Genomic DNA, 12,461 nt, shown 5'->3' with positions numbered 1-12,461 from the left:
GGGGACCGCCCATCGGGGTGCGCGACTCATGACGAAACGCTGACATCAGGGCCGGTCGGCGCAGCGCGGGCCGCCTCTCGGCCTAGCGTTCCCGTGTGACCCCCCGCACCGAACCGCGCGGCACCCGCCGCGACCTGTACGCCGCCGCGGCAGCGCTCCTCCTCGTGGCGGCCGCCGCGCTCATCGGCCGCCACATGGAGGACACCTACGGCACCCTGCACGTCGGCACGCCACCGCTGTACGGAAGATGGCTCCCGCACCTGGGCCCCGGCACACCCGCCGCCCTCGCCGTGGCCGCCGCCGTCGTCGCCTACGGGCCCGTGCTCGCGGCCCGGCTGAACTGGCGCGCACTGCTCGCCACAGCGTGGGCCACCGCGACCGCCTGGATCCTCTCCCTCGCCCTGATCGACGGCTGGCACCGCGGCATCGCGAAACGCCTCACCACCAAGTACGAGTACCTCCAGGTCATCGACCGCTTCCACGACATCCCGGCGACCCTGCGCACCTACACCCGGCACATCCTCATCGACTCACCCGACCACTGGCCCGCCCACACGGCAGGCCACCCGCCCGCCGCCCCGCTCACCTTCGTCCTCCTCGACCGTGTCGGGCTCGGCGGCGGGGGCTGGGCCGGCCTGTGGTGCATCGCCGTCGGCGCGACGGCGTGCGTGGCCGTGCTCGTCGCCGTGCGCGCGCTCGCGGGGGAGGAACTGGTGCGCCGCGCCGCCCCGTTCCTCGTCGTCGTGCCGGGCGCGGTGTGGATGGGGGCCTCGGCCGATGCGTACTTCGCCGCTGTCGCCGCCTGGGCGGTCGCGCTGCTCGCGCTCGCGGTGAGCGGCCGTTCGGTCCTGTGGGCGGCAGGGGCGGGGCTGCTGTTCGGGCTGACCTGCTATCTCTCGTACGGGCTCACGCTGTTCGCACTGATCGGTCTCGCGGTCCTCTTCCTCGGGCGGGGGAGGGTGCGGGAGCGGCCGGTGGCGCTCGCGGTGCTGTTCTGCGCCGGACTCGCGGTCGTACCGGCCGCGTTCACGCTCGCCGGGTTCAACTGGTGGGAGGCGTACCAGCTGCTGACGACCCGTTACTACCAGGGCGCGGGCGGCATCCGGCCGTACGGCTACTGGGTGTGGGCCAACCTCGCATGCACCGTGCTGGTCGTCGGCGTGGCGACGGTGGCGGGGCTGCGACGAACGGCCGGGCTCCTCGTCCGCCCGGACGACAGGGAGAGCGGGCAGGCGCGGCTCGCGCTCCTCACGGGAGCCGCGCTCCTCGCCCTGCTCGTCGCCGACCTGTCCGGCATGAGCAAGGCGGAGACCGAACGGATCTGGCTGCCCTTCGCCCTGTGGCTCGTCCCCGCCTGCGCCTTCCTGCCCCGGGCCAGACCGTGGCTCGCCGCACAGGTGGTGCTCGCCCTGCTGGTCAACCATCTGGTGCTCACGGGGTGGTGACTCCCGCTGCGGTTCAGCCGCGCCGCCCGCTCTTCTCGTGGCGCTCCTCCTGCGCGTGGAACGAGTTCAGTACGTCCAGCACCTCCGCGTCCGTGACCTGCGGGAACCGCTCGTAGCCCTCGCTCACGGCCTGGAATTCCGGCGGCTGGTCGAGGCAGATCACGTCGCCGGTGTGCCCGCGCAGGTCCGCCACGGTCTGCGGACTGCCGACGGGGGCCGCGAGAACGAGACCCGCCGGGTTCTGACGGCGCAGCGAGAAGAGGGCGGCGGTGGCGGTGAGGCCGGTGGCGAGTCCGTCGTCGACGAGGACGACCGTCCGGCCCTCGACCGGCGGTGCGGGGCGTCCGGCGCGGTACAAGTGGTCACGGCGGCGCAGTTCGTTCCTGGCCTCGGCGATGTCGGAGCCGAGCCCGTCCTCGCTCAGGCCCAGGAGTTCGAGGGCCACCCGGTCGAACAGCGGGGGTTCCTCGCCGACGACCGCGCCGATCGCGGTCTCGCGCCGGCCCGGCACACCGATCTTGCGGGCGACCAGCACGTCGAGCGGCGCGTGCAGCGCGTGTGCGACGGGCGCCGCCACGGGGACGCCCCCGCGGGGCAGCGCCAGCACGACCGGATCCATGAGGTCGCTGGAGTCGGCCCATTCCAGCAGCCGCAGGGCGAGCTCTTCACCGGCGTGCGTACGGTCACGGAAGGGCACGGGGCCTCCTCGGTGGTCCTCAGTTGTGTCGGTGGGGGGTTCCGCGGTCCGGCTTGCTCAGGCCCGGTGGCCGAGCAACTCCCGTACGCCCTCGCCGTTGAGCGTCAGGGCGTCCGGCGAACCCGCGTCGATCGTCATCGACAACTCCGTCGGCCAGCGCGAGGCGAGCGCGCCGAGCGGGACCGTCGTGCAGCGCGAAATGAACGGAAGCAGTTCCGACATGCGCAGCTCGGACGTGAACAACGGGACCAGCTGCTCGCCGCCGGGCTGCTCGATGACCGGCAGGGACAGCGCCGCGGAGGCCGTGTCCTGTTCCGCGCCCACCTCGTCGGGCACGGGGACGAGGACCTCGCACTCGGCGAGCTTGTCGAGTGCGCCCTGGTCCTCCGTGTTCAGGCTGAGGGCGCTCAGTGCCTGCTGTGCGGGGGAGGGGCCGTTCTGCGGGATGGAGTTCTCGTGCATGGTCGATGTCCCCTCTGGAGTACGGGCGGATGGCGCCCCGCGTACCCAAGAGGTGTCGGTCCATGCAAGGGAGATCCGGAGCCGACGGCGGCCGGTTCAGGCCGCCGCCCGTCTCGCCCAGGCCCGGCCCCACCGCCCCATCATGTGCGGGCACAGCGGCCGGCCGTGCAGCAGTTCCACACCCTCGGTGTCGCCCATGGCGACGAAGAAGCGGCGGCCCATCGACGACTGCAGCGTGGTGGTCCAGCGAAAGCCGTCACCGACGGCGATCGCGCCGCGCAGCAGCTCGTGCCCTATCCCCTCGCGGCGCCACGGCTCGTCGACCCAGATCGCCTGTATCCGGCCGACCGCGCACTGTTCGCACAGCCGGAACCTGACCTCGGCGATCTGCCGGCCGGCCTGGGTGCGGGCGGTGATCCGCCACTGGCCGTCGGCGCCGGGGCGCTGTTCGGCGAGCATCACCACCGTTCCGTCACCGGTCGTGAACAGCCCGCCCGTCCTCCTACGCATGCGGGCCTCCTGCGGGCGTGCTGTGTCGGAGTTGTGTCCGGGAATCCTTTCACGCGGCGAGGGCGTGACGACAGGGGGTGCGCCGGGGTGGTACGGGGGCCGGTCGTGCGCCGGTCGGGCCGTGGCAGGACCCGACCGAACACGGGGTTCCGCATAGACTCAAGCCGTGCATTCCGCCTATATCGGTCACTTCCGCAAGGCTCTCCTCGGGTGCGGCGAGCACGTCCCGGCCGAGCGTGCGGCCATGCTGTGCAAAGAACTCCTGGGACTGGACGCGGTCACCGCCGTCACCGCCGCCGAACTGGTCGAGCGGGCCGCAGACGCGGCACCCGACCTGGTGATCAGCGTGACCGACCTCCCGGACGGCAGCGCTATCGACATGGTGCGTGAGCTGCGCGGCGGCGGGGACACCGTGCCCGTCGTCCTCCTCACCCGGAACACCGAGGCCAACCGGCGCGTGGCCGCGTTCGCCGCGGGCGCGGACGACTACATCGTGGTGCCCGCCGACGCCACGGAGATCCAGATGCGCATCAGGGCGCTGATCCGGCGGTGCGTGTGGGAACGGGAGGTCGCCGTGCCGCAGGCCGAGCCCCGGCCAAAGGAGCCGGACGGCCCCGCGGGCGTGCAGGTCGGCGATATCGCGCTGATCCAGGAGACCCGCACCGTCACCCGTGCCGGAACCCCCGTGGAGTTGACTCCCACGGAGTACGGGCTGCTCGAATTCCTGATGGCCCACCCCCGGCAGGTGCTGTCGCGCCAGCAGATCCTCGGCGCGGTGTGGGGCCCGCACCACCAGGGCCGGGACGCCGTCGACACCTATATCCGGTATCTGCGCCGCAAGCTCGACCCGCTGGGCCCGCCCGCGATCCACACCAAGCGCGGCTACGGCTACGTGTTCGACCCCGACCGTGAGTTCTGACCGGCGTCCTCGTCCGCCGTCGCGGCCGGCCCGTCGACGCCCGCACTCATCCGGTCCAGGAGAGCGACGAACCGCTCGTCGAGATCGCGCACCCCGATGCCGAACTCCTTGGCAAGCGACGAACGCGCCAGTACGTAGCCGTAGTTGACCGACTGAAGGAAGGCGTGCAGCGCGACGGGGTCCACGTCGTCCGCCACGTATCCACTGTCGATGTCGGTGCGCAGTCGCTCCTGGGTCTGCTCGCGGAAGGGCATCGTCTTCAGCTTCGTGTCGCCGTCCAGCATCAGCAGGACCAGCAGCCGGACCGAGGACGCGAGCCGCACGCAGCCGCGCACCGAGCGCGTCACCCGGTCCCCGAAGCGCCGCGGTCCCTCCTCGACGAGGAGCCGGGCCCGCCGCTCGGCCGCCGTGCGCTGTAGGGCGGCGCGCAGCAGGTCACGGCGGGAGCCGAAGTAGTGGTAGACGAGGCCGCGGTTCACCCCGGCCCGGTCGGCGACCTCGCGCAGGTTCAGGCCCGCCAGGACGCCGTCCCGCTCGATGAGTTCGAGGGCGGCGTGCTCAAGGAGCTTGCTCGTGGCCTCGCTGTCCATGGCGGCCTTCTTGACGGCCTTCTTGCGGGGGGCCCCCGCGCCCGTCGTGCCGTTGCCGCTGTCCGCCAAGTCCGCCTCCGTGACAATCCCTCCACTCCACTGAGCTGCGCACACCGTACGCGACGCCGGGCCGGCGGACGCCTCCCGGCGAATTCCCACGGAACTCCCGGCGATCGCGCGCTGTATCCAAACCGGTTTCCCGGCGGCGTCGAATGTCATGGGAGAGGGCCACCACCACCTACCGATCCGGAGGAGCCGTCATGTACGTCTACCGTGCGAACGGGCAGAGCGAGCAGCACGCCGTGGCCGGTCGGCAGGCGCTGCCCGAATACGCGGAACGCTCCCGCCCGTTGCTGACCTGGAACCAGTCCGTCGAGCTGGCGGCCGCCCAGGCCCGCGAGCGGGTGCGGCAGGCGCTGCGCGCGTACGACGTCGGCCAGCGCACCCTCGACGCCGCCGTCCTCGTCGCCAGCGAACTCGTCGCCAACGCCTGCGAACACGCCCGCGGTCCCTACCAGTTGCGCCTCACCGTGAGCCGCACGCTGTGCATCGAGGTGCTCGACCGGGGGCCCGGCCTTCCCGCCGCCGTCCTGCGGCGCGCGCCCGTGCCGCCGGGCTCGGTCGAACGGGGCCGCGGTCTGCTGCTCGTGGACCGGCTGGCCGGCGGGGCCTGGGGCAGCCGCAGGCTCGCGGGCGGCCACTGCGTATGGGCCGAGATCCCCGGGGTCTGAGCTTCCACAACTTCCGTACATGGGTCAAAGCCTGCACAGATCATTGACGGAACGCTAAACGATGCCTAGATTCGCGCCACCGTCGAACCAACCGTCCGGCGGTCCACATGACGTGATTTGGGAGCGCCATGCGATTGAGATTTCCGAGGCGGGTCCCCAGCGGACGGCGGCAGCGGCTGCTGCTCGCCGCCGCGGCCTGCCTGCTGCCCGCGGCGGTCCTCGCCCCGCTCGGCTCCGCCGCGGCCGAGCGTCGGGAACCCGCCACGTCCGACAGCGCCTCGTCCTGCTTCTGGACGGGCCCCTTCACCTCCGAGCAGGACAAGTTCAACTTCGCCTACCTCGACACGGGCGCCCTGTACTGGGCGAGCCACTACACGCTCCCCAAGGGCGCGAAGCTGACCCTGAACGGCGCCTACGCGCACGCCCGCTACCAGTCGCTCAATTCCTACGAACCGACCGCTGCCACCCCGCTGACCGCCCTCAACGACCAGCAGATCCGGCCCGATCCAGGGTCCCGCAACCCGTTCCTCACCGGTGCCAAGCGGACCTTCCCCAAGCGTGACTGGACCGTCCAGGTCGACCCGCGCACACCGCCGAAGGACCCGGCGGACCAGCGGCCCAACACGCTGTACGCGGGCAAGCAGGGCAGCAACGCCCAGTCGCTCGTCTACCGCGTGTACGTGCCCGATCGCGGCCGCGACGTGAGCGGCGGAGTCGGCCTGCCCGAGCCGGTGCTCACCCTGGCCGACGGCACCAAGGTGACCGGTTCGAAGGTGTGCGACGCCCTGGAGCCCGGCGAGCAGGGCGGCCCGCGTGTCCAGCCGATCGACGAGTACAACACGCTGCGTGAACAGCCCGGCAAGCCGGTCGGCTTCCCTGCCTCCGATCCGGTGCGCTGGCACGCCTCCTACACCACGCAATGGCTGCGCGACTGCACGTACCACGACCGGTGCACCCCGGCCCCGCCCCGCTCCGTCGGCCAGTACTCCAACCTCGACAACGCCTACGTGTCCGCCCGCCTCAGCCGCGACCTCGGCCCGGTCACCGTCCTGCGCGGCAAGCTGCCGACGACCCCGGCGACCCACGACGGCGACAAGCGGATGGGCTCCGGACAGTTGCGCTACTGGTCGATGTGCTCGTACGAGGCGTGGAGCACGCGCGTCGAGGGAAAACGCAGCTGCCTGTACGACGAGCAGCTGCACCCCGACAAGAACGGCTACTACACGGTCGTCGTGAGCCGGCCCGAGGACCGGCCACGCAATGCCACGGCCGCGTGCGGCATCGACTGGATCGCCTGGCCCGAGAAGGGCGACGGAGCCGGTCACGTGAACGACGGCTATGTGCTGATGCGCAACATGCTCCCCGCGAAAAGCTTCACCCACGTCCCGCAGAACACGAGGACCGGGGACGACGAGAAGCGGGTGATGGGCCCGTATCTGCCCGAAGGCAGCCACACGAGCGCGGCCGCCTTCGAGGAGCGGGGGTGCTCCGCCGCCTGAGCGCCGGGGGTCCTCCAGGAGCCGCCGCCGCGCGATTCCCGGAGGACTCCCGGACGCCGCCCCGACGTCTCCCACGGAGATCCCGGACTGTCCCGGTCTGATGGATATCGCTGGTCGCAGAGCTTCGGCTCAAGCTCCGCTCCTGTCCGCGACCGGCACCCGTCGAACCCGGAGGGACCATGCCCGAGGCCGCCCCGCGACTCAGCGTCGTCGTACCGTTCCAGAACGTGGACACCTATCTCGAGGAGTGTCTGCGGTCGATCTCGCTCCAGACCTTCACGGACTTCGAGGTCGTCCTCGTCGACGACGGGTCCACCGACGGCTCCGCCGAGCTCGCCGCCCGGCACTGCGCCGCCGACCCCCGCTTCCGCCTGATCCGGCAGGACGCGCACGGCCCCGGCCACGCCCGCAACACGGGTCTCAGGGCCATTCACCCGGACGCAGAATTCCTCGCCTTCGTGGACGGCGACGACGTCATCCCCGACTACGCGTACGAGCTGCTGATCGGGACCCTCGCCCAGAGCGGCTCCGACTTCGTCTCCGGCAACGTGCGCATGATGAACTCCCGCACGTCCTGGCCCTCCACCCTGCACCACAAGCACCTGTCCAGGGACCGGCGCCGCACCCACATCACCCGCCACCGTGACCTGGTCTTCGACCGCACGGTGTGGAACAAGGTGTTCCGCCGCTCCTTCTGGGACCGCACCGCCATCACGTACCCCGAGGGGGTGCTCTACGAGGACGTGTGGGTCAACCTCGTCGCCCACTACAGCGCGGAGCGCGTCGACGTCGTCGGTACGCCCGTCTACTACTGGCGCCGCCGGGACCGCGGCGCCGCCCCCTCGATCACGCAGACCAACCACGCCCTCGACAACATCCGCGACCGCATCACCGCCGTCGGAGACCTGAGCCGATACCTGGCCGAGCGGGCGCGGGAGTCCGCGGCGTACGTCGAGGAGAAGCGGCACTACGACCGCTCCTGCCTCGAGTCCGACCTCATGATCCACCTCAACGCGCTGCGCGACGCCGACGACGAGGCCCGTGCCTACTTCATGCGCCACGCGGCCGGGTTCCTCGCCTCCGTGGACGACGGCATCGTCGAGGAGCTCGGCGCCGTCGACCGCGTGAAGTGGGGCCTGGTGCGCGCGGGCAGGCTGGACGAGCTGCTCGGCGTCCTGGAGTTCGAGCGCGGCAACCGCGGCTCGCTGCCCGTCCGCCGCCGGCTCCGCCGCCACCTCGCCTATCCGCACCTGGACGACCGCGGCACCGGAGTGCCCAAGAGTGCCTACCGCATGGGCCGCGAGTTCACCCTGCGCGGCTCCTTGGCCGAAGCGGAGTGGCGGGACGGCAAGTTGAGGCTCTCCGGGCGCGCCTACATCCGAAATCTCGACGCCGGCAAGCGCCGCCACTCGCTCAAGGCCGTCGCGCTGCGGCAGAAGAAGCAGGGCCGGTTCCTCGCGCTGCCCGCGCGGACCACCTACGCGCCGGAGGCCACTGAGCACTCCGGCCAGCAGCGCTACTCCTACGACTGGTCCGGGTTCGAGGCGACCATCGATCCCGAGCGACTCAAGCACAAGGGCCAGTGGGTCGAGGGCACGTGGGACGTCGCGGTCGGCGCACTGAGCAGGGGCCTGTTCCGGTACAAGTCGATCATCGCCGGTGACGCAGGCAGCGCCTCCCACCCGCGGGACTTCTACGTCGACAAGAACGTCCGCGTCGTCCCGCTCTTCGTGAACGGCGCGCTCAAGCTCCGCGTGGAGATCGTCCGCGCCCGCATCACCGGACACCGCGTCACGGGCGAGCACGTGGAGCTGCGGGGCGTGCTCCTCGCGCCCGAGACACCGCAGACCGCCACGCTGCGGGTGCGCGCGCTGGCCGGGGCCGCCGAGCACGACGCGCCGGTCGACTTCACGGACGGCGGCGAGGGCTGGTGCACGTTCCGCACACGGATTCCGCTGCGCGCGCTGGCGCCCAAGGCAGCTGTCGAGACCCCCACCGCGTGGGCCATGGGAAGCAACGGCTGGAAGACCTCGCTGCACATACCGGGCCGGAAGCGGCCGCTGTACCCGGTCGTCGCCCCCGATACGGCCGACGGTGCCCACCCGCTGCCCGAGCGGATCGCCGCGGACCGCGAGGTCGTCGTCCTGCGCAACGCCTCCGGCTACCTGGTGCTCTTCGTCCGCGACGAACTGCCGGTCGCCGACCGCTGCACCTGGACCGACGGCGGCGGCCTCACCGTGGAGGGTTCCTTCCCCGGCCAGGAGCACCTGTCGGCCGAGGAGCTCGGGGATCTGCGCCTCGTCGTGCGCTCCCGCGCCAAGGGAGAGGAGTGGGGCTTCCCGGTGGAGTGTGTGGCCGGACGCTTCCGATTCACGCTCGCCCCCTCGCGCATCGAGGGGATGAACGGCGCGGTGCCACTCGCGGCGGGCCGCTGGGACTTCGCGTTCCGGGTGCCCGGTCGCAGCCGCGACCTCGCCCTGAAGGCGCACCGCGAACTGATCGCCACCCTGCCCAGCGAACGCACCCTCGTCGGGCGCCGCTTCGAGGTGCAGTCGCAGCAGCACGACCGGTTCACCCTGCGCTCCCACTCCGGCATCCCGGCCGCCGCGCGCGGCCCGTACGCACAGCGCCAATTGCGTACCCGCCACTACCCGCAGTGCCGCAAGCGCCCGGTGCGCCCCGCGGTGCTCTTCGACAGCTTCCGCGGCACGCAGATCGCCGACAGCCCGCGCGCCGTCTTCGACGAACTGGTGCGCCGCGGCACCGACCTGGACCTCCTGTGGGTCGTCCGCGACGACCAGGTCGAGGTCCCGACCGGGGCCCGCGCCGTGCGCATGTGGTCGCCCGAGTGGTACGAGGCGCTGGCCCGCTCCCAGTACCTGGTCTACAACAACCACTTCCCCGCCTGGTTCCGGCGCCGCGAAGGCCAGACCGTCGTCCAGACCTGGCACGGCACCCCGCTGAAGAAGATCGGCCACGACATCGAGTCGGTGCACTTCTCCGACCAGGGCTATCTGGACCGCCTGGCCACCGAGGTCGGCCAGTGGTCCATGCTGATCTCGCCGAACTCCTTCAGCACCCCGATCCTGCGCCGCGCCTTCGGCTTCGAGGGCGAGATGCTGGAGACCGGTTATCCCCGCAACGACGTGCACCACCGTCCGCCGGCGTATCAGGAGAAGCGTGCCGCGGTGGTCCGGGAGCGGATCGGCCTGCCCGAGGGCAAGAAGGTAGTCCTGTACGCGCCGACCTGGCGCGACGACCAGTACCACGCTGCGGGCCAGTACACGCTCGACTTCCGCATCGACCTCGACGACGCGCGGGCCCGGCTCGGCGAGGACCACGTCCTGCTGGTGCGCCGCCACCCCAACGTCGTGGACCCGGTGCCCGGCGCGGGGGACGGGTTCGTCTTCGACGTCTCCACGTACAACGACATGGCCGACCTGATGCTCGTCACGGACATCCTGGTGACCGACTACTCGTCCCTGATGTTCGACTTCGCCAACACCGGCAGGCCGATGCTCTTCTTCACGTACGACCTGGATCACTACCGCGACACCCTGCGCGGCTTCTACTTCGACTTCGAGCGCTCCGCTCCCGGCCCGCTTCTTCACACCTCGCGGCAACTCGTCGACGCCGTCCGGGACATCGACACGCTGAGCGGCACGTACGCCCTCAAGTACCGCCACTTCACACAGCGCTACTGCGATCTGGAGGACGGCGCGGCCTCGGCCCGCGTCGTCGACCGGATGCTCGGCGTCCCGGCCCTGCCCTCCCGTACGCGCTTCCGCCGCGCGGCCTGACCCCCACACCCAGCAGAGGAACGACTTCCGCATGTCCCGCACCTCCACGGCCCACGGCCGCCGCATGTTCACCGGCACCGGCACCGACACCACCGGCGCCGTCCCCGTCGACTATCGCTTCTTCCACGCCCGGGGTGGCAACCGGCGCTTGGTCGTCGTCTTCGCCAACTTCCAGGCCCCCGACGAGTACGGCTGGTCCACCGGCGTCCTGGACACCCTGCGCGCCAACGTCCTGTGGATCCGCGACAGATTCGACGGCCACAACAGCTACTACCTGTGCCAGGACGGCGACTTCGGCATCGAGCACTCCGTCGCCGCGCTCATCGACCGCTTCGCCACCGCCCTCGACCTCACCCGCGAGGACTGCGTCCTGCTGGGCACCTCCAAGGGCGGCAGCGCGGCGCTGTACTTCGGCCTGAAGTACGGCTACCGCAACATCGTGTCGGTCGTCCCGCAGTTCAGGATCGGCTCGTACGTCGAGAAACTCCACCCGCGCACCGCCGCCCACATGCTGGGCCGGGACGCCACGGACACCGACGTGCGCGCGCTCGACGAGGCGCTGCCCGCCCTGGTCCGCGACAGCGCCCACCGCGACGCCAACATCTACCTGATCTCCGCGCTCGGCGATCCCCAGTACAAGACGGAGATCGAGCCGCACCTGACCCTGTTCGCGGACTACGACAACGTCAACTTCATCCTGACCGACTCCCCGCACGCCCCCGCCCACGACCGCGTGGCACGCCGTAACGTCCCCGTCGTCATGGCCCTGGTCAACCTGCTGATCGACGGCATCGCGCCGCGCATCGGCTTCGTCCGCAACGGTTACGAGGACCCCGAGACGGCCCGTCCCGCCATGGACGCCCTCCTGAGGTCCACCGCCGCACCCGGCACCTGGGTCGATGCCCCGCGGGTCACGGCGCCGATGGCGGGCGACGAACCGGCGCGCTTCGAGGGCGTGGCATCAGGCGCGGCGCAGGTCCAGCTCTGGGAGAACGCCCGCTTCCTGGGCAGGGCGCCCGTCGCGGAGGACGGGACGTGGGCGTGGACACCTCGTACGCCCTTGAGCCGCGGCGAACACGCCGTCAAGGTCCTGGCCCTGAACGCGCACGGCGTCGACTCGGAGCGCACCGTGGTGCGCTGCCGCGTCAGAAGCGGCCGGGAAGTGGCAGCGGCCGCTTGAGCCGGCGCCCGAGCCGCCGGTCGATCCACGCGAACAGCCAGGCCAGCACGCCCGCGACCACGAGCACCCCGGCGATGTTCCGCAGCGCGAGCCCGTACCCGCGCGCGTGCACGTCGAGGAACGGATACGGATACCAGTCCGTGACCGCGCCGTGCACGAGCGTGTACGCGATCCACAGCGCGGGCCACACGAACGCCCAGCCCACGCTCACGCCGTCGATCCGCCCGCGCGGCCCGAACAGCAGCCAGCCGACGAGCGTCATCGGCGGCGCGACGTAGTGCAGCCCCACGGTGATCCACAACGAGACGCCCTCGAGGTGGATCTGCGGCGCGAGGACGATCGCGAACACCAGGCCGGTGATCGTGATGCCGAGCAGCGTGTCGAGCCGCAGCACCCGCCACACGGGGCCGTCCCGGCCGGGACGCAGCACCAGCGACAGGGAGCAGACCAGGACGAGGATGTTGCTCTGGATCGTGAAGTAACTGAGCATGCGCACCAGCCGGGTCAGCACGCCGGCGTCGTCCCCCGTCGTGTCCCCGGCCCCGGCGGCGGACCCACCGCTGAACACGAGCACGAGCTGAGCGACGAGCGCCGCCGCGACGACGACGGCCAACACACCGTGCCACGG

At 71.4% G+C, this 12,461-nt stretch carries 11 protein-coding genes; 6 read left to right on the top strand and 5 right to left on the bottom strand.

Annotated elements, in window-relative coordinates:
* The first annotated feature begins 95 nt into the window (after nucleotides 1-95).
* The gene (locus tag ACFV9W_RS04260) at nucleotides 96-1,445 is read left to right on the top strand and encodes a hypothetical protein (RefSeq protein WP_385755429.1); all 1,350 of its coding nucleotides are present in this window, start codon (nucleotides 96-98) and stop codon (nucleotides 1,443-1,445) included.
* A gap of 13 nt (nucleotides 1,446-1,458) precedes the next feature.
* On the opposite strand, the gene ACFV9W_RS04255 is transcribed toward ACFV9W_RS04260, so the two are convergent.
* The 3 genes from ACFV9W_RS04255 to ACFV9W_RS04245 form a co-directional block, all read right to left on the bottom strand.
* Nucleotides 1,459-2,142 carry a phosphoribosyltransferase gene (locus tag ACFV9W_RS04255; protein WP_385755427.1) on the bottom strand — a complete coding sequence of 228 codons (684 nt, stop codon included), beginning with the start codon at nucleotides 2,140-2,142 and terminating at the stop codon, nucleotides 1,459-1,461.
* Nucleotides 2,143-2,199: 57 nt separating this feature from the next.
* Nucleotides 2,200-2,604 carry an SseB family protein gene (locus ACFV9W_RS04250; RefSeq protein ID WP_385755425.1) on the bottom strand — a complete coding sequence of 135 codons (405 nt, stop codon included), beginning with the start codon at nucleotides 2,602-2,604 and terminating at the stop codon, nucleotides 2,200-2,202.
* A 96-nt stretch (nucleotides 2,605-2,700) separates the two neighbouring features.
* Nucleotides 2,701-3,114: a hypothetical protein gene (locus ACFV9W_RS04245; protein WP_385755423.1), complete on the bottom strand. Its 414-nt coding sequence runs from the start codon at nucleotides 3,112-3,114 to the stop codon at nucleotides 2,701-2,703.
* A gap of 166 nt (nucleotides 3,115-3,280) precedes the next feature.
* Between ACFV9W_RS04245 and ACFV9W_RS04240 the strand changes: the two genes are divergently transcribed.
* Entirely contained in the window at nucleotides 3,281-4,033 is a 753-nt protein-coding gene (locus ACFV9W_RS04240) for a response regulator transcription factor (protein WP_385755421.1), read from the top strand.
* Here the strand turns inward: ACFV9W_RS04240 and ACFV9W_RS04235 are convergent.
* Complete coding sequence (locus ACFV9W_RS04235) at nucleotides 4,003-4,692, bottom strand: TetR/AcrR family transcriptional regulator (protein ID WP_385755419.1); 690 nt, start codon at nucleotides 4,690-4,692, stop codon at nucleotides 4,003-4,005. The genes ACFV9W_RS04240 and ACFV9W_RS04235 overlap by 31 nt on opposite strands.
* Before the next feature lie 191 nt (nucleotides 4,693-4,883).
* Here ACFV9W_RS04235 and ACFV9W_RS04230 point away from each other — a divergent pair, with 191 nt between their 5' ends.
* The 4 genes from ACFV9W_RS04230 to ACFV9W_RS04215 all read left to right on the top strand — a co-directional run bounded on the left by ACFV9W_RS04230 (nucleotide 4,884) and on the right by ACFV9W_RS04215 (nucleotide 11,833).
* Complete coding sequence (locus tag ACFV9W_RS04230) at nucleotides 4,884-5,354, top strand: ATP-binding protein (protein ID WP_385755418.1); 471 nt, start codon at nucleotides 4,884-4,886, stop codon at nucleotides 5,352-5,354.
* A 128-nt stretch (nucleotides 5,355-5,482) separates the two neighbouring features.
* A complete protein-coding gene (locus ACFV9W_RS04225) occupies nucleotides 5,483-6,853 on the top strand; it encodes a hypothetical protein (protein ID WP_385755416.1) in 1,371 nt (456 codons plus the stop codon).
* Between the two features lie 179 nt (nucleotides 6,854-7,032).
* Entirely contained in the window at nucleotides 7,033-10,653 is a 3,621-nt protein-coding gene (locus ACFV9W_RS04220; protein WP_385755415.1) for a CDP-glycerol glycerophosphotransferase family protein, read from the top strand.
* 31 nt (nucleotides 10,654-10,684) lie between these two features.
* Complete coding sequence (locus ACFV9W_RS04215; protein ID WP_385755413.1) at nucleotides 10,685-11,833, top strand: hypothetical protein; 1,149 nt, start codon at nucleotides 10,685-10,687, stop codon at nucleotides 11,831-11,833.
* On the opposite strand, the gene ACFV9W_RS04210 is transcribed toward ACFV9W_RS04215, so the two are convergent.
* Entirely contained in the window at nucleotides 11,799-12,446 is a 648-nt protein-coding gene (locus ACFV9W_RS04210) for a Pr6Pr family membrane protein (RefSeq protein WP_385755411.1), read from the bottom strand. The genes ACFV9W_RS04215 and ACFV9W_RS04210 overlap by 35 nt on opposite strands.
* Nucleotides 12,447-12,461: the final 15 nt, after the last annotated feature.

This window comes from Streptomyces sp. NPDC059897, assembly GCF_042730865.1.
GTDB lineage: Bacteria > Actinomycetota > Actinomycetes > Streptomycetales > Streptomycetaceae > Streptomyces.
The sequence above is the reverse complement of the archived record's forward strand: the minus strand, read 5'-3'. Positions and strand labels throughout refer to the sequence as shown.